This window comes from Sandarakinorhabdus limnophila DSM 17366, from assembly GCF_000420765.1.
Lineage (GTDB): Bacteria > Pseudomonadota > Alphaproteobacteria > Sphingomonadales > Sphingomonadaceae > Sandarakinorhabdus > Sandarakinorhabdus limnophila.
In genome coordinates this window covers 113,492-130,187 of the sequence record NZ_ATVO01000009.1, presented here as the reverse complement: position 1 = coordinate 130,187, position 16,696 = coordinate 113,492, and the positions used below count along the sequence as shown (strand labels likewise).

Below are 16,696 nucleotides of genomic sequence, written 5' to 3'. Positions count from 1 at the left end.
AAGCTTCCACCTTTTGCCTATGCCCCTAAAGGCCATGATAGCGCATAGCCCCATCAATCGCCCATGAACAGGTCCAAGAATCTGCGGCTCTGGCTGGTGCTGGCGGTGGCGCTGCTGCTGGCGGCTGGCTTTGGCTGGATGCGCTTTTCCACGCCTCCAGCGCCGCCCGGCAATCTGGCGGGCGCCAGCCTGGGCGGGCCGTTCACGCTCACCAATCAGGATGGGCAAACGGTGCGCGACACGGATTTTGCCGGGCGCTGGCGGCTGATCTATTTCGGCTATGGCTTCTGCCCCGATGTTTGCCCCACCGATCTGGTGCTGGTCGGGCGCGGTCTGCAGGCGTACGAAGCGCAGGATGCTGGCCGCGCAGCTAATGTGGCGCCAATCTTCATCACCATTGATCCGGAGCGCGACACACCGGCCGTGCTGAAGCCGTTCGTGGCGGCCTTTCACCCGCGCCTTGTTGGCCTGACCGGCACGCCCGAACAGATTGCAGCGGTGGCGCGCCGCTTTGGCGTCTATGCCAAGCGCATGGACACCGGCGACCCCGAGAATTACCTGATGGATCACAGCGCCATGGTTTATCTTTTTGATCCGGAAGGCAAACCGGTGGCTTTCCTGCCGCATCAGGGCCTTACGGCGGCGGCCGTGGCTGAACTGTTGGCCACCCATGTCCGATAAGCCGTTCTGGGAAACCACGCCGTTTCACCACATGACGCGGGCGCAATGGGAAAGCTTGTGCGATGGCTGTGGCAAATGCTGCGTGCACAAGCTGGAAGATGGAGACACCAACGAGGTCTTTCCCACCAACGTTTGCTGCCGCCTGCTCGATACGCGCACCGCACAGTGCAGCGACTATCGCAACCGCAAGGCGTTGGTGCCGGAATGCGTGCGGCTCACGCCAGGCAAGCTCGATGATCTCGATTGGCTGCCGGAAACCTGTTCCTACCTGCGTGTTCACCGCGGCCAGGGGCTGGCACCGTGGCACCACCTGATTACCGGTGATCGCGAGTCCATCCACCGTGCCGGCCAATCCGTTGCTGGCCGTGTGATCAGCGAAGATCACATTGGTGATCTTGAAGACTTCATCATCGACAAGCCGCTGTAAGACCCGTTGATGCTGCGCTGGCGACGCCCCCAATTGCCCGAAGAACTGATCGTCGCCGGCCGCCTTGTGTCGGTGGTTGCCACCCGCCGGCCCATGGCGCGCGGGGTGCGGCTGCGCGCCAGCGCCATCAAGGGGCGCATCGAGATCAGCCTGCCGTCGCGAGGCGGGGAGGACGTGGGTGCCGCCCTGCTCAAGGCCCACCACGCGTGGATCGAAGCGCAGGTGGCAAAATGGCCAGCGCCGATCCCGTATGCGCCCGGTGCGATCATCCCCGTCAATGGCGCGCCGGTGCGCATCGACTGGCAGGCCGATCACCCTCGCACCCCGGTGCTGGCCGGCGATGCCTTGCGCGTTGGTGGGCCGCTGTCGCTGCTGTCCGGCCGCATCGAACGCTGGCTCAAGGCCCGGGCGCTGGCCGATCTGGAACCTGCCACCCGCCGCCTCGCTGATCAGCTCGGCCAGCCGCTGGCGCGGATTTCGGTGGGCGATACCAGTAGCCGCTGGGGCAGTTGTGCCGGCGCCCGGTCAGGTGACGGCGCCCGCATCGCCTACAGCTGGCGGCTGGTGTGTGCGCCCGAATGGGTGCGCTTTGCCATCGTGGCGCACGAGGCGGCGCATCTGGTTCACCAGGATCACAGCCCGTCCTTCCACGCCCTGAACCGCCAGCTTGATCCGCGCGCTGGCGAGGCCCGACGCTGGCTCGCCCGGCATGGCGCCGCGCTGCACTGGGTGGGGCGCGAAGCCTAGAGCGGATGGCCCAGCCAGGCGGCGATGGCAGTGCCGAAATCGGGCTTGGTGACGGCGCTCATGTGGTTGCCGGCAATTTCGACAAGCGCAGCGTTGGGCAGTTCCATGGCCAGCGCCGGGGCGGAGCCATTGTCTTTGTCATCCACCCCGCACAGCACCAGGCAGCGGGTTTCGATCTCGCGCAGCACTTCGATCGGCGTCGAAACAAACGTGTCGAGCAGCAGGCCAACGGCGGTGGTGTCCACCTTGTTCTGTTTCATGAAGGCCGCGGCAAAGGCTTCCGGGCTGCCGCCGGGCCAGCCATCGGGCTGACGCACGACCTGCTTGAAGAAATCCGCCCGCTGCGTGCCGCCGATCAGCCCTTCAAGCCCCATGCCGGAAATGATCGCCTTCCCCGGCCGCAGCCCGCGTGCCAGCAGCCGCACCAGTGTGCGGGCGCCCATCGAATAGCCGGCGATGTCGAAATCCGTCAGTCCCAGTTGGGCAATCAACGCCTCCATATCCATGGCCAGCACGTCAGGTGGATAGGCGGCGGCATCATGCGGCGCGGCGCTGTGCCCGTGGGCGCGGAAATCCGGCATGATCACCCGATAGCCGGCACTGGCAATTTCGGCCGCCGCGCCATAGCGCCGCCAATTCATCTCGCCGCTGGAAAACAGCCCGTGCAGCAGGATGATCGGCCGGCCTTCGCCGATTTCGACAACGGCAATCTCCGCCCCGTCGAAGCCGCCAAAGCGGGGTTGCGCCATTACCGGCCCTTTTCGGCGCGGGCAGCGGCCACGGCGTCCTTCAGCCGGTCAAACCCCACCGCGCCCGACAGGATGCGGTTGCCGATGATGTAACTCGGCGTGCCGGTCAGCCCCAGCTCACGGCCCAGCACCAGGTTCTTGTCCACTTCGGCCTTCAGTGCGGCATTCTTCAGATCGGCGGTCACCTTGTCTTCGGAAAGGCCCACGCCCTTCACGATGCCCATGGTGCGGGCCAGGCTCACACGGCCAGGGCTGTCGAACATGGCGTCGTGGAACTTGCGATACCCCCCCTGTGTCGCTGCCGACAGGCTGGCCATCGCCGCTTCTGTGCTGGCCGGCGACAGCACCGGGAAATCGCGATAGATCACCATCAGCTTCGGGTCTTCACGCACCAGCTTTGCCACATCGGCGTGGCCCTGCCGGCAATAGGGACAGGCATAATCGAAGAACACCACTAGCTTCACATCGCCATTGGGATTGCCGGCGGTCGCACCCGGGAAGGGCGTTTCCAGCGCGCTGCGGCTGGCGGCCAGTGCCTTGCGCGCCTCGGCCTGCTCCAGCCGGGCGACGGCTTCCGGAATGATCTCCGGGTGATTCAGGATATAATCGCGCACGATGGCTTCGATCTCGGCCCGATCGGGGCGCTCTTTTGTCTGCCCGGCGGCCAGCGCCGCGCCGGCACCCACGCCCGCACTGGCCAATCCCACCGCGACAACAGCGGCCATGCTCAACTGCCGGCTCCAGAATCCTGCCATAAGATTATCTTTTCTTCCGTTTCTGCTGTTCCAGCGCGTCGCCGGCCACCAGCATGATGTCGTCTGCCCGGATAGAGTCGGGCGTGCCGGCCGGCAAGCCCGCCCGTGCCAGGCGCGCGTTCATCATCGCCCCCATGGCATTGCCTTCAAGGCTGAAGCGCTCTGCCGCTGCCAGCGCCGCACGTGGCTTGTCACCACGCCGATCATAGATCACGCCCAACTGGTACCAGGTGAAGGGATTCTCGCGGTCCAGGCTCACGGCCTTGCGCAGCAAGGGCTCGGCTTCGGCCTGCAGCTTGGGGTCTTCGCTCGTCACCAGCGCGTGGCCCAACAACGTGATGATCATCGGCTCGAACGGCGCCCGCTCGACCGCGCGGCGCAGCACGGGCAGGCTGTTGGCCACTTTACCGGATTCGAGCAGGATCTGGCCTTCCAGTTCCAGATAATAGGGATCGTAGGGGTTCAATGCGACAAGCCGGGCCGCTTCCGTCATGGCCTGATCGGGGTGGCCGGAACGGTGCCAGGCATAGGCACGAGCATAAAGTGCCGCGGCGGTGTTGGTGCCTTCCGGATATTGCTGCATCACCCGCGGCGGCTCTTCCACAAAGCCGATCAATTTGCCCTTGATACGCTCAAACTTGGCCTGCAGCGCTTTGTCGGGCGGCGTGTTCCAGGCTGGGTCCTTCTCATAGACAGAAAGCAGATTGGCGACGCGCGTCGACGACAGCGGGTGGGTGCGCGCATATTCATTGTCCTGAGGGATGGCGAGGCGAAACTCCTGACCCTGCAGCTTGCGAAAGAAGGCGATGCTGCCCTTGCCCGAAATCCCGGACTTCGACAGAAACACGGCGCCAGCCTGATCGGTACGGCTTTCCTGATCGCGAGTGAAGGCGAGAAACTTGCCCTGCGCCGCCGCGGTGCCCAGTCCCAAAATCGCCATGCCGGCTTCGCCCGCACCAGCAGCCACCGCCAGCGCCGCCCCCACCAACGACAGCAGCGAAATTTTGCTGGCCGGCCCGGCGCCTTCGCCAAAGCGCACATTGTGGCCAGCCGCGATATGGCCCAGCTCGTGCGCGATCACGCCCTGCAGCTCGTTCACATTGTCGGCCGCCGTGATGAGCCCGCTGTGGATGAACACATTCTGCCCACCCGTCACAAAGGCGTTGATGCTGGGATCACCCACCAGCACGAACTGCACGCTGCGCGGATCAAGCCCCGCCGCATCGATCAGCGGCCGTGAAATCTCGCGGAAAAACGCCTCCGTTTCGGCGTCGCGCAGGATGGACTGCGCCCAGGCCGGGCCGGGAAGGAGCGCCAGGGCCAGCGCCAGCAGAGAAACAAGGATGCGCATGCGTCTTCCCCTTGCCTAGCATAGTTGAACTTGCGGTGAAGGGGTGCGGCCATAACGAACGTGTGCCGGGATGGAGGCTCCCTTTCTCAGGCCGCCCTGAGCGCCCGCGCCCGCCGGCGTTGCACCGATGATCCCAGACCCAGCGCCTCGCGATATTTGGCCACGGTGCGGCGCGCGATGTCGAAGCCTTCGCCGATGAGCAGTTCGACGAGCTTGTCGTCGGACAGCACATCCTCGCCCTCGGCTGCGATCAGTCGGGCGATGCGGTCCTTCACGGCCAGGGCCGACGCGGTTTCGCCATCGCCGGAGCTGACACCGGAGGTGAAGAAATATTTCAGCTCATACTGGCCGCGTTCGCACAGCAGATATTTGTTGCTGGTCACGCGGCTGACGGTCGATTCGTGCATTTCGATCAGCTCAGCGATCTGGCGCAGGGTCAGCGGCTTCAGCTGGCTGACCCCGCGCTCGAAAAACCCCTGCTGCAGCCGCACGATTTCGGTGGCCACCCGGATGATGGTGCGGGCGCGCTGATCAAGCGCCTTCAGCAGCCAGTTGGCGCTGGCCACGCATTCATTCAGGAAGCCGTGGGTTGCCTTGTCCGCTCCGCTGGCGAGTTCGCTGTGATAGTCGCGATCGATGATCAGGCGCGGCAGCGTCGCCTGGTTCAGGCTGATCTGCCAGCTGCCGTCCGTGCCGCGCGTCACGAACACATCAGGCACCACCGGCGTCCCGGTTTCCCCGCCATACCGCAGGCCGGGCTTGGGATCATAGGATTTCAGTTCGCGGATCATGTCCACGATATCCTCGCGGTCCAGTTTGCACAGCCGCATCAGGCCGGCCATGTCGCCGCGCGCCACCAGATCGAGATTGTTCAGCAGCTTTTCCATCGCCGGGTCGCAGCGATCGGCGGCGCGGGCCTGGGCAATCAGGCATTCCGATAGGCTGCGCGCGGCAACACCGGCCGGATCGAACATCTGCACGTCGCGCAGCACCGCTTCGGCCCGCGCCGGCGACACGTCCAGCCGGTCGGCAATCTCCTCCAGCGGTTCGACCAGATAGCCGGCTTCATCAAGGCCATCGATGATGGATCGGGCAATGGCCAGATCGATGCCGTCAAAGCGGGCTGTTGCCTGTGCTTCCAGCACTTCGGTCAGCCCGGCTTCGCCACCGGCCATCCGCTCGAAATCCGGGCCGTCGTCCTCACTGCCGGCCTGCGCCGCGCGTTCACCCCAATCCGCGGGCTGGTCCGCCGTGCAGTCATGATGGAAACGCTCACCGGTGTAATCGGCCTCTAACGGGCCATCGCCGCCGCCGATGCCATCACGCAGCAAGGCTTCCAGCCCCGCGCTGCTGGCATCGTCAAATGCGGGGTCAAACACAGGCAGGGCATCGGGCGGTGCGTCCACCCCGCTTGGCCCGGCCGGTTCCGGCGGCTCGGCGGCATCGCCGGCGGCGAGCAGGGGATTGCGCTCCAGCTCCTCCGCGATCCAGCCTTCCAGTTCGACATTGGTCAGTGTCAGCAGCTTGATCGCCAGCTGCAGCTGCGGGGTCATCACCAGCTGCTGCGATTGCCTCAGCTCAAGGCGCGGCCCCAAGCCCATCTCAGCCCCCGCTGTGCCCCAGCCAGATCACAGGGTGAAATCCTCGCCCAGATAGACACGGCGCACGGTTTCATCGGCAACCAGCGCTTCCGGCGTGCCTTCGAACAGCACGCGGCCATCATAGATGATGCAGGCGCGATTCACGATTTCCAGCGTTTCGCGCACATTGTGATCGGTAATCAGCACGCCGATATCGCGGGCGCGCAGCTGCACCACAAGCGCGCGAATATCGGCGATGGAGATGGGATCGATGCCGGCAAACGGCTCATCGAGCAGCATGATCGACGGATTGGCAGCCAGCGCCCGGGCAATCTCCACCCGGCGCCGCTCCCCACCCGAAAGCGCCATTGCCGGCGCTGCACGCAGGCGGGTGATGTTGAATTCGCCCAGCAGTTCTTCCAGCCGTGCAGAGCGCGCCCGGGCATCGGGCTCCGCCACTTCCAGCACGGCCATGATGTTCTGTTCCACAGTCATGCCGCGGAAGATGCTGGTTTCCTGCGGCAGATAGCCAAGGCCGAGTGCGGCGCGGCGATACATCGGCAGGCCGGTGATATCATGGCCATCCAGCAGGATACGGCCCGAATCCGGCATTGCGAGACCCATGATCGAATAGAAACAGGTGGTCTTGCCGGCGCCATTGGGACCCAGCAGGCCGACAACTTCGCCTCGCCGCACCGAAAGCGACACGTCGCGCAGCACGACCCGCTTGTCATATTTCTTGCCGATGCCATCAACCGAAAGCCCACGCAGCACGGGGCCGCCCGATTGCTCGCGCTGCTGTTCGCGTTGTTCCATTACCTCGGTATCGGCCATCATTGAATCTGCTCCAGCCAATTGGCGCGAAATTTGCATGTGTGAGTGTAAACTATCGTGAATGCGTCGCCACGCCAAGGCGGCTAAGTGGCGAAACCCGTGATTTCTGTTGCCAATCCGGAGCATTTGCAGGAACAGCCCCGGCCATCATGGGCGCGGCGTTGAATTTTTCCGATCCGGCGATGCTGGCCTTGCTGCTGGGCGCTGGCCTTTGGGCGGGCGCCCAGAATGCCTTGGCGGGCGGCGGCAGCTTCATCACCTTGCCGGCCCTGATCGCTGCCGGACTTGATCCCAAACTGGCAAACATCACCTCCACCATGGCGCTTTTTCCCGGCCAGATCACCACTGGCATCGCCGGACGAAAACTGGTTGCCGGGGCCGATCGTCTGTCATTCAAGGCGCTGGCCGCCATCGCGCTTATCGGCGGGGTGGCCGGCGCATTGCTGCTCAATGCGACTCCCACACGTGTGTTTGCCGCCATGGTGCCGTGGCTGGTGCTGTTAGCCACCGCCGTTTTTGCCTGGGGCAGCTTTGGCCCGAAGAAGTCCGCCGACCGCCCGCCGCCACCGGCGTGGGTGACCGTGCTCACCCAATCGACCATCGGGATCTACAGCGGCTTTTTTGGGGGCGGCGCCGGCATCATGACACTGGCCAGCCTTACCATCGCCGGCCTGCCGGTACGGTATGCCGGTGGTACCAAGAATGTGCTGGTCTCCCTGTCCAACACCACGGCAGCCATCCTGTTCGCGCTTACCGGCAATGTCGCCTGGATGCACGCGCTGGTGGTCGGCATCGGCGCGATGGCTGGCGGCTATGTCGGCGCGAAGGCGCTGGCGGTGGTGCCGGAAAAGGGCTTGAAGATCGCGGTGATCCTTATCGGCCTGGGCCTGACAGTCGGGCTGTTCCTGCGCGCCTAACGGCGCTGCCCATATTCATCGATCAGCACCTCGCGCCGGCCAACGTGATCGGGGCGGCTCACGAACCCGTCCTGCTCCATCCGTTCGATCAGGCGAGCGGCGTTGTTGTAGCCGATGCGCAGATGGCGCTGGATGAAGCTGGTGCTGGCCTTTTGCGACTTGGCCACGACGTCGATGGCCTTGGCATACACGTCCGCCTCCTCATCGCCGCTGCGACCGCCAGAGAGCCCCGCACTGGCCAGATCGAGCTGGCCATCAAGATCTGTCGGTTCTTCGGTGACCGCTTCGACATAATCCGGCACGCCCTGCGCTCGCCAGAAATCGGCGACCGCTTCCACCTCGCCATCTGAAACGAACGGGCCGTGGACGCGCACCAGCTTGCCGCCGGCCATCCACAGCATGTCGCCCTTGCCCAGTAGTTGCTCGGCGCCGGGTTCGCCCAGGATGGTGCGGCTGTCGATCTTGCTGGTCACCTGGAAACTGATTCGGGTCGGCAGGTTGGCCTTGATGACGCCGGTGATCACATCCACCGACGGGCGCTGCGTCGCCATGATCAGATGGATGCCGGCGGCACGGGCCTTTTGGGCCAGGCGCTGGATCAGGAATTCCACTTCCTTGCCCGCCGTCATCATCAGATCGGCCAGCTCGTCCACTACCACCACGATCAGCGGCATCGGCTCGAAATCGAGCACTTCCTCCTCGATGATCGGCGCTTCGGTTTCCGGGTCCCACCCGGTCTGCACACGGCGCACGAAGGGTTTGCCGGCGGCCTGTGCTTCCTTCACCTTCTGGTTGAAGCTGGCCAGGGAGCGCACGTTCAACTCGCTCATCTTGCGATAGCGGTCTTCCATCTGCTCCACGGCCCATTTCAGCGCGCGGATAGCCTTGGGCGGATCGACAACGACGGGCGCCAGCAGATGCGGGATCCCGTCATACATCTTCAGTTCCAGCATCTTGGGATCGATCATGATCAACCGGCACTGCGCCGGCGTCATGCGATACAAGAGCGAGAGGATCATGGCGTTGAGGCCGACGGACTTGCCCGAACCGGTGGTGCCGGCGATCAGCAGGTGCGGCATCGGCGCCAGATCGGCGACCACCGGAATGCCGGCGATATCCTTGCCCAGCACCAGCGGCAGCGTGACCGACCTGCTATCAAAATCGGCGCTGCCCAGCAGTTCCGAGAGCGACACCGTCTCACGCATCGGATTGGGTAGTTCGATGCCGATCACGTTCTTGCCCGGCACAACGGCCACGCGCGCCGATTGCGCGCTCATCGAGCGGGCGATGTCATCAGCCAGGCCGATCACCCGGCTGGCCCGTATGCCCGGCGCCGGTTCCAGTTCGTACATGGTAACGACCGGGCCGGGGCGCACTTCGCCAATGCGGCCGCGCACGCCGAAATCTTCCAGCACGCCTTCCAGCAGCCGCGCATTCTGTTCCAGCGCGGCCGCATCGATGCGCGAACGCGGCGCAGAAGGCGGCGGCGTCAGCAGGTCGAGACCCGGCAGCACGGCGGCATCACCCAGATCGAGCGACTTCTGCTTGTCGCGCACGTCACGCCCGCTGCGGCTGGGCCGCTCCGGCTGTTCCAGCAAAACTGTTGGGCCAGGCTCCGGATCGGTGGTGAGTTCGGCTTCGGCCTTGGGCGGTTTGCGTGTTGGCTTGGGCAAAACGATGTTGCCCGGCTCCGCTTCGGTGTCCGGGTTCCACAGGCGCTGGCCGGCCGCGATGGCATCGCCCACTGCCTCGCGACTGATGGCGCTGCCCCAGGCCAGGCAGGCCAGACCTACCGGTGCCAGCAGAATGGCCAGCACCACCCCCACCGACACATCGGCCAATTCCGGAATCGCTTCTGCGGCGTCTGCCGCCGCCGCCAGGCCCTGGCCCAGCAAGCCGCCCGGCCCGGCCGGGGCGCCCATGGCGGAAAATCCGAAACCGCCTGCCGCGAACGCCAACAGCAAGACGCCGGCAAGGCTGCCACCGGCCATGCGCGGCACCGGCACCGGCTCTTCGCGGCCGACGCGCCACCCCGCCAATATCAACGCCGGGCTGAGCAACAGCACCGGCCAGCCCGCCAGTTGCAGCAACAGATCAGCAAAATGCGCGCCGATACTGCCCATCCAGTTGCCCACCGGGCGCGCTGTGGCGGTGTTGAACGAGGGATCGGCCGGGGAATAGCTCAACAGCGCCAGCACCAGCGCCACGCCAATCAGGGCCACCGCCGCGCCGGCGGCCACGCGCGCCGCCATGCGAAGGGCCAGCGCCAAAACGAGGCGCAGCCGCAGCAGCCAGGCGGGTCCACCGGGGCTGCTGCGCTTGGGGGCAGGTGCTGCCCGAGTGGCCATTGCGGTTGCGCCTTTCAATGCGATGCGTCGCCCTTGGCATGTTCACCATTTGAGCACTACCTAAAGATGAATCAGGCCATGACTCCGGTCAAGCATACTCTTGGGAAAACCGACTGTGGCCCGGACATCATGTCCCGCTTGGGGGAATCGCGCAGGTCGGCTAGGAAGCCAGTATGACGATGGATGCAGACGTGATCATCATCGGTGGCGGCCTGGTTGGCGCCACATTGGCGCTGGCCCTGGCCAGGCATGATGTGACGAGCATCGTCGTCGACGCGCAGGATCTGGACAGCACCACCCTTCCGGCCTTCGATGGCCGCGCCACCGCCGTGGCCAGCGCGTCGGCGCGCATGCTGCGCGCCTTGGGGCTGGGCGATATCCTCGATACCCACGGCTGCCCGATCCGCGAGATTCGCGTGACCGACGCCGCCCACCCGCAATATCTGCATTTCGATGCTGGCGAGGAGAACGACCCGCTCGGCACGATGGTGGAGAATCGCTGGCTGCGCACCGGCCTGTTGCGCGCGGTGCGGGAATGCCCGGAAGTCACGTTATTGGCGCCGGTGACGGTGGTCGGTATCGCCCGCGATGATCATGCCGCCACCCTCACCTTGGCCGATGGCCGCGTGTTCCGTGCGCCGTTGGTTGTGGCCTGCGATGGCCGCCGCTCCGCCACCCGCGAAGCCGCCGGCATTCCGCTCGCCACCTGGCAGTATGATCACGCCGCGCTGATCACCATGGTTGCCCACACGGTGCCGCACGAGAATATCGCCTGCGAACTCTTCTACCCGTCGGGCCCGCTGGCGCTGCTGCCGATGCGCGACACCGACGATGGCCGGCCGCGCACCGCCATCGTATGGACGATTGACCGCAAGCATATGGACGCCGCGAAGAAGCTGGGCCCCAAGCAACTCGCTGCCGAAATCGCCGCCCGCATCGACGGCACCATGGGTGAAATCGAAGTGATTGCCCCGCAAGCGGTGTGGCCGCTCGGCTATCACCACGCCGCCCGCTACACCGACACGCGCCTTCTGCTGCTCGGTGATTCTGCCCACGGCATCCACCCGATCGCTGGCCAGGGCCTCAACATGGGCTTCCGCGATGTCGCCGCCGCCGCTGAAGTGCTCACCAACGCCGCGCGCTCCGGCCTTGATCTGGGCAGCCCAGATGTGTTGGCGCAAATCTCGGCGTGGCGCCGCTTTGACAACAGCTTGGTCTGCGCTGTTACCGATGGCCTCAATCGCCTGTTCGCCATCCCCGGCCGCACCCCCAGCCTGGTGCGCCGTTTCGGTCTCGCCTCTGTCGAACGCTTGCCGTCCTTGAAGCGTTTCTTCATGAATCAGGCCCGTGGCGAAACCGGCAAGCTGCCGGCGCTGCTCAAGGGTGAACTGGTCTAGCGAATTGCAGCGTTGCGGCGCCCGGCGGCTGGCCACAGGTTGCCGGCCATGATCGATCGTGACGCAATCCTCGAAAAATATCGGCTAGAGCGGGACAAGCGCCTGCGCCCCGAAGGCAATGCCCAATATGTGCGGCTGGCGACGCATTTCCCGCAGATGCTGGGCGATCCCTACACGCCGCGCAAGGAACGCGCGCCGGTCACCGATCATGTGCGTTTTGCCATGGTTGGCGGCGGGTTTGCCGGGTTGTGCACTGGCGCCCGCCTGGCGCAAGCGGGGATCACCGATTTCCGCCTGATCGATGCCGGCGGCGACGTGGGTGGCACCTGGTACTGGAACCGCTACCCCGGCGCGCAATGCGACACGGCCTCGATCATCTACATGCCGCTGCTGGAAGAAACCGGGCATATCCCGACCGAGAAATATGCCCACGCCCCCGAAATCCAGGGCCAGGCCAAGAAGATCGCACAGACGTTCAATCTCTATGAAAAGGCGCTGTTCCACACCGAGGTGAACTCCTGCACCTGGGATGAGGCCAAACAGGTCTGGGTGATCGAGACCGACCGCGGCGATCACTTCACCGCCGATTTCGTTGGCATCGGCACCGGACCGTTGAATGTGCCGAAACTGCCCGGCATCCCCGGCATCGAGACATTCAAGGGCCACCAGTTCCACACCAGCCGCTGGGATTATGGCTATACCGGCGGTTCGGCTGAAGGCGCGCCGATGGACGGGCTGGCGGGCAAACGCGTCGCCATCATCGGCACCGGCGCCACCGCCGTCCAGTGTGTGCCGCACTTGGCGCGTTATGCCGGCGAATTGTTCGTGGTGCAGCGCACGCCTTCAAGCGTGGACGTGCGCGCCAATGAACCCATTGATCCCGACTGGTTCGAATCCATCGCCACGCCGGGCTGGCAGACGCGCTGGCTGGAAAACTTTGCCGGCAATGTCGGTATGGGCGGCGCGTCGGAAGACTGGGTGAAGGATGGCTGGACCGACCTGTCGCGCCGCATCCGCAGCCGGGTGATGAGCTTGCCGCCTAGCGAATGGAACCCGGAAAACATGATGAAGGCCTGGGAAATGGCCGATCATGAAAAGATGGAGGAAATCCGCACCCGCGCGGTGACGGTGGTGGAAGACCGCAAGACCGGCGAGGCGCTGCAGGCCTGGTATCGCCAGCTGTGCAAGCGGCCCTGCTTCCATGATCAATATCTGCAGGCCTTCAACCGGCCCAGCGTCACCTTGGTTCACACCGATGGCAAGGGTGTCGAGCGAATCGACGAAACCGGCCTGTGGGTGGACGGCGAGCACTATGAAGTGGACTGCATCATCCACTCCACCGGCTTCGAAGTCGGCACCCCCACCGAAGAACGTACCGGTTTCGATCCGATTGGCAAGGGCGGCCAGAAGCTTTCCGCGGCGTGGAGCGACGGCATGCGCACGCTGCACGGTCTGAACAGCGCCGGTTTCCCCAACCTGTTCCTGGTGCAGTTCGCGCAGGCGGCCAATTTCATCGTCAACGTGCCGCACAACTGGATGGAAACCGGCACCAGCATCGCCGCCATCGTGCGCCACATGACCGATCATGGCCTGAAGACGATGGACGTGGACGAAAAGGCCCAGGAAGACTGGGTGAAGCTGCTGCTGTCCGGTCCCGGCATGATGATAAACAGCCCGGATTGCACACCCGGCTATTACAACAACGAAGGCCAGCCCATGGATGACCGCGCCAAATATGCGGTGGGCTATCCGGCCGGGCCAAACGCGTTCTTCAGCTACATGCGGGGCTGGCGGTCAGAAGGGCAATTCAAGGGGCTGCGCTTCGATTAACCGGTTGTCGGCAGGAACTCGCGCGCGGCCTCTGCCAGCAGGATCGGCACGCCGTCGCGGATCGGATAGGCGATGCCGGCCGTGTCGTTGACCAGCTCCTGCCGTTCCCGATCATGGCGCAGCGGCTGCTTGGTCTGCGGGCAAACCAGAAGGGCCAACAGACGCGGATCGAGCGCGGAACCGCTCATTGGAGGCGGCCGCTGCTGCCGCTGCCCCCGATTCCATTGGGCCCGACCGCGAAACTCATCAGCGCGGCCAGCGTTTGCGCGCGCTCGGCAAGGGTGGGCGCCTCCAGAAGCGCCTGCTTTTCGGGCGGATCGAACGGCAGCGCGCCGGCCAGCGCCGTCACCAGCCCTTCATCGTCAGCCGATTGCACCGCCTCCCAATCGGCGGCGAGCCCGCGCGCATCAAGATAGGGGCGCAGCGCGTCTTCCAGGCTGGCGCGGCTGGCGGCATCCAACGATTCTTCCTCAGCCCGGTCATCGGCAAAGCCGTGATAATCGGTCATGACCTGGCGATAGAGCGTGTCGCGCTCCAGTTCGGCGCCCACCCGGAAGCGGCTGACGCCAACCAGCGTGACAAGGATGCGGCCATCGTCGGTTTCGCGATATTCGGTGATCCGGCCCAAGCAGCCGACCTTGTAGAGCGGCGGCGGATCACCGCCTCTGCTTCCTTTGGGCGCCTTGGGCTGGATCATGCCGATCACCCGGTTGGCAGCGCCTGTGGCCGCCATCGCGTCCTTCACCATCGCCAGATAGCGTGGTTCGAAGATGTTGAGTGGCAGCACACCGCGCGGCAGCAGCACCGCGCCGGTCAGGGGGAACACCGGCACGGCGGCCGGCAACGGTTCAAGGGCTTCGCTCTCGCTCATGCAAACCAGATCGCGCGCAACGCGGCGCGGGTCTTGATGCTCCACGGATCGGCAAGGCCGGCGGCCTCGAACATGGTCAGCAGCTTGGTGCGGGCGGCGCCCTCGTTCCAGCCACGATCGGCCTTGATGATGGCCAGCAGATGCTCGGCCGCGGCATCGCGTTCGCCGCGGGCAGCCAGAGCACCGGCCAGCTCGAATCGGGCGGCGTGGTCATCCGGGTGATTGGTCACCTGGGCGACGAGATGGGCGAGCTCGTCATCTTCCGGTGCTTCGGCGGCCAGCGTCAGCGCGGCGCGGGCGCGGACAACAAGTTCATCCTTCGAATCGGCAGGCACCGTTTCGAGCGCGGCAGCTGCCGGCTGCGGTTTGCCACCCGCCAGCAACGCCAGGGCATAACGCGCCACCAGATCATGGCGATCCGGCATCTCGCTGGACACCGCTCCCAGCATGGCGATGGCGTCTTCATGGGCGCCGGCCGCAGTTGCTTCTTCTGCCGCTGCGATCAGCTGGCCGATCTGCTCCTCCAGCGCGGCCTCGTCATCGCTGGCCGGGACGCCCGCCAGCAGCTTGTCAATGAATTGCGCCAGCTGCGTTTCCGGCAGGGCGCCCTGGAAGCCATCAACCGGGCGGCCATCAAGGAAGGCATAGACGGTAGGGATGGACTGGATGCGGAACTGGGCGGCCAGCGCCTGGTTCTTGTCCACATCGATCTTGACCAGCGCCACCTTGGGTGCACGGGCTGCAACCAGTCGTTCCAGCGCCGGCCCCAGCGTCTTGCACGGGCCGCACCACTCCGCCCAGAAATCGACCAGCACCAATGCCGTCTTCGACGCCTCGATCACGTCGCGCCGGAAGGCTTCGATGCTGGCCTTTTCGGCGGCGGGATTCGGAATGCTGGCCAAGGGGTGATGCTCCCATGTGTTGTCGTGCGTGCCATATGGGGGCGGGGGAGGCGGTTTGCCAAGACGGCGCTTGCGCACAGGGCCCAAGAAACCTCGGGCAAAAAAGGGGCTTGCAAGTCCAAACCCGCCGGTGCTAGACGCCCCATCCTCAATGACCGGCGAGCGGGTGTAGCTCAGGGGTAGAGCGCAACCTTGCCAAGGTTGAAGTCGAGAGTTCGAATCTCTTCACCCGCTCCAGTCGTTGCTTGAAAAGGCGGTCCGTTTGGGCCGCCTTTTTGCATTGCGGTGCCTCGCCGCGCGACCCATAAAGCCGCCATGCACAGCCACGCCCACAGCCATCCGCTGGGCGGTCATGATCATCATGGCCATGGGCATGCCCATGCGCCGCCGGATTTCGGGCGCGCCTTTGCCATCGGGGTGGTGCTCAATCTTGCTTATGTCGGGATCGAGACGGCGGCGGGCCTCTGGTATGATTCGATGGCGCTGCTGGCCGACGCCGGCCACAATCTTTCAGACGTTGCCGGTCTGCTGATCGCTTGGGGCGGGCTGGCGCTGGCCAAGCGCGCGCCGAGCGCGCGATTCACGTGGGGGCTCTCTCGCTCGCCCATCCTCGCCGCCTTGGCGAACGCGCTCATCCTCGTGGCGGCGTGCGGGGGCATTGTCTTCGAATCGGTACACCGTCTGCTCGATCCGCTTCCGGTCGCCGGCAATGTCGTGATGCTGGTGGCGGCGGTGGGCGTTGCCATCAACACCGGCACCGCCCTGATGTTCATGCGCGGCCGCAAGGGCGATGTGAACGTGCGCGGCGCGTACTTGCACATGCTGGCCGATGCCGGGGTGTCGGCGGCGGTGGTGCTCGGCGGGCTGGTGATCAGCCAGACCGGCTGGGCCTGGGTTGATCCAGTGCTGGGCCTGGCAGTAGCGGCCGTGATCCTGCGCGGCACCTGGGGCCTGCTTACCGAGTCGCTGGCGCTCGCACTGGATGCCGTGCCGCCGGGCATCGAACCGGCCGCCGTCAACGATTGGCTGACCGGGCTGGACGGTGTGGCAGCGGTGCATGATCTTCACATCTGGCCGCAGGGCACCACCGGCGCGGTGCTGACCGCGCATCTGGTGATGCCGGCTGGCCACCCGGGTGACGAGGCGCTGGCCAACATCGCCCATGCGCTTCACCACCGTTTTTCCATCGGCCATGCCACGCTGCAAGTCGAAACCGGCGCGGATCACTGCCGGCAGGCGCTGCCCGAAGGCTGGGGCAGCGACCAAATGCACTGATGCAACTGTGGGTGGCACCGGCCGGCGGGCCA

General features: G+C 65.2%; 16 protein-coding genes and 1 tRNA gene. 8 read left to right on the top strand and 9 right to left on the bottom strand.

What is annotated here, in order from left to right; translation table 11 throughout:
• The first annotated feature begins 63 nt into the window (after window positions 1–63).
• From G566_RS0112185 to G566_RS0112175, 3 genes are read left to right on the top strand one after another with little or no spacing between them, the layout of a single operon-like run.
• On the top strand, window positions 64–681 hold the full coding sequence (locus G566_RS0112185; RefSeq protein ID WP_022680951.1) for an SCO family protein: 618 nt from the start codon (window positions 64–66) through the stop codon (window positions 679–681).
• Window positions 671–1,108 carry a YcgN family cysteine cluster protein gene (locus tag G566_RS0112180; protein WP_022680950.1) on the top strand — a complete coding sequence of 146 codons (438 nt, stop codon included), beginning with the start codon at window positions 671–673 and terminating at the stop codon, window positions 1,106–1,108. The genes G566_RS0112185 and G566_RS0112180 overlap by 11 nt, the downstream gene beginning before the upstream one ends.
• 33 nt (window positions 1,109–1,141) lie before the next feature.
• Window positions 1,142–1,855: a M48 family metallopeptidase gene (locus tag G566_RS0112175; RefSeq protein WP_029131627.1), complete on the top strand. Its 714-nt coding sequence runs from the start codon at window positions 1,142–1,144 to the stop codon at window positions 1,853–1,855.
• Here the strand turns inward: G566_RS0112175 and G566_RS0112170 are convergent.
• The 5 genes from G566_RS0112170 to lptB all read right to left on the bottom strand — a co-directional run bounded on the left by G566_RS0112170 (window position 1,852) and on the right by lptB (window position 7,106).
• Window positions 1,852–2,604, bottom strand: coding sequence for an alpha/beta fold hydrolase (locus G566_RS0112170; RefSeq protein WP_022680948.1), 753 nt, complete (start codon window positions 2,602–2,604; stop codon window positions 1,852–1,854). The two genes, G566_RS0112175 and G566_RS0112170, sit on opposite strands and share 4 nt — an antisense overlap.
• A complete protein-coding gene (locus G566_RS0112165; RefSeq protein WP_022680947.1) occupies window positions 2,604–3,329 on the bottom strand; it encodes a DsbA family protein in 726 nt (241 codons plus the stop codon). The genes G566_RS0112170 and G566_RS0112165 overlap by 1 nt, the downstream gene beginning before the upstream one ends.
• Window positions 3,330–3,363: 34 nt before the next feature.
• Window positions 3,364–4,710 (bottom strand): M48 family metalloprotease, encoded by a 1,347-nt coding sequence (locus G566_RS0112160; RefSeq protein ID WP_022680946.1) that lies wholly within the window; start codon window positions 4,708–4,710, stop codon window positions 3,364–3,366.
• 86 nt (window positions 4,711–4,796) lie between these two features.
• Complete coding sequence (gene rpoN, locus G566_RS0112155) at window positions 4,797–6,311, bottom strand: RNA polymerase factor sigma-54 (protein ID WP_022680945.1); 1,515 nt, start codon at window positions 6,309–6,311, stop codon at window positions 4,797–4,799.
• Window positions 6,312–6,338: 27 nt separating this feature from the next.
• Window positions 6,339–7,106 carry an LPS export ABC transporter ATP-binding protein gene (gene lptB / locus G566_RS0112150; RefSeq protein ID WP_243442452.1) on the bottom strand — a complete coding sequence of 256 codons (768 nt, stop codon included), beginning with the start codon at window positions 7,104–7,106 and terminating at the stop codon, window positions 6,339–6,341.
• A 167-nt stretch (window positions 7,107–7,273) separates the two neighbouring features.
• Between lptB and G566_RS0112145 the strand changes: the two genes are divergently transcribed.
• The gene (locus tag G566_RS0112145) at window positions 7,274–8,041 is read left to right on the top strand and encodes a sulfite exporter TauE/SafE family protein (protein ID WP_022680943.1); all 768 of its coding nucleotides are present in this window, start codon (window positions 7,274–7,276) and stop codon (window positions 8,039–8,041) included.
• On the opposite strand, the gene G566_RS0112140 is transcribed toward G566_RS0112145, so the two are convergent.
• Complete coding sequence (locus G566_RS0112140) at window positions 8,038–10,389, bottom strand: DNA translocase FtsK (RefSeq protein WP_022680942.1); 2,352 nt, start codon at window positions 10,387–10,389, stop codon at window positions 8,038–8,040. The two genes, G566_RS0112145 and G566_RS0112140, sit on opposite strands and share 4 nt — an antisense overlap.
• 173 nt (window positions 10,390–10,562) lie before the next feature.
• Here G566_RS0112140 and G566_RS0112135 point away from each other — a divergent pair, with 173 nt between their 5' ends.
• Window positions 10,563–11,786 (top strand): UbiH/UbiF/VisC/COQ6 family ubiquinone biosynthesis hydroxylase, encoded by a 1,224-nt coding sequence (locus tag G566_RS0112135; protein WP_022680941.1) that lies wholly within the window; start codon window positions 10,563–10,565, stop codon window positions 11,784–11,786.
• Window positions 11,787–11,834: 48 nt separating this feature from the next.
• Window positions 11,835–13,616 (top strand): flavin-containing monooxygenase, encoded by a 1,782-nt coding sequence (locus tag G566_RS0112130; protein ID WP_051136049.1) that lies wholly within the window; start codon window positions 11,835–11,837, stop codon window positions 13,614–13,616.
• Here the strand turns inward: G566_RS0112130 and G566_RS0112125 are convergent.
• The 3 genes from G566_RS0112125 to trxA are packed head-to-tail and all read right to left on the bottom strand — an operon-like array spanning window position 13,613 to window position 15,389.
• On the bottom strand, window positions 13,613–13,804 hold the full coding sequence (locus G566_RS0112125) for a Trm112 family protein (RefSeq protein ID WP_022680939.1): 192 nt from the start codon (window positions 13,802–13,804) through the stop codon (window positions 13,613–13,615). The two genes, G566_RS0112130 and G566_RS0112125, sit on opposite strands and share 4 nt — an antisense overlap.
• Entirely contained in the window at window positions 13,801–14,487 is a 687-nt protein-coding gene (locus tag G566_RS0112120) for an LON peptidase substrate-binding domain-containing protein (protein WP_022680938.1), read from the bottom strand. Before G566_RS0112120 ends, G566_RS0112125 begins: the two co-directional genes overlap by 4 nt.
• Complete coding sequence (gene trxA, locus G566_RS0112115) at window positions 14,484–15,389, bottom strand: thioredoxin (protein ID WP_022680937.1); 906 nt, start codon at window positions 15,387–15,389, stop codon at window positions 14,484–14,486. The genes G566_RS0112120 and trxA overlap by 4 nt, the downstream gene beginning before the upstream one ends.
• A gap of 162 nt (window positions 15,390–15,551) precedes the next feature.
• Between trxA and G566_RS0112110 the strand changes: the two genes are divergently transcribed.
• Both G566_RS0112110 and G566_RS0112105 read left to right on the top strand, forming a co-directional pair.
• Window positions 15,552–15,626 (top strand) — tRNA-Gly (locus G566_RS0112110).
• A gap of 78 nt (window positions 15,627–15,704) precedes the next feature.
• Complete coding sequence (locus G566_RS0112105; protein WP_022680936.1) at window positions 15,705–16,664, top strand: cation diffusion facilitator family transporter; 960 nt, start codon at window positions 15,705–15,707, stop codon at window positions 16,662–16,664.
• Window positions 16,665–16,696: the final 32 nt, after the last annotated feature.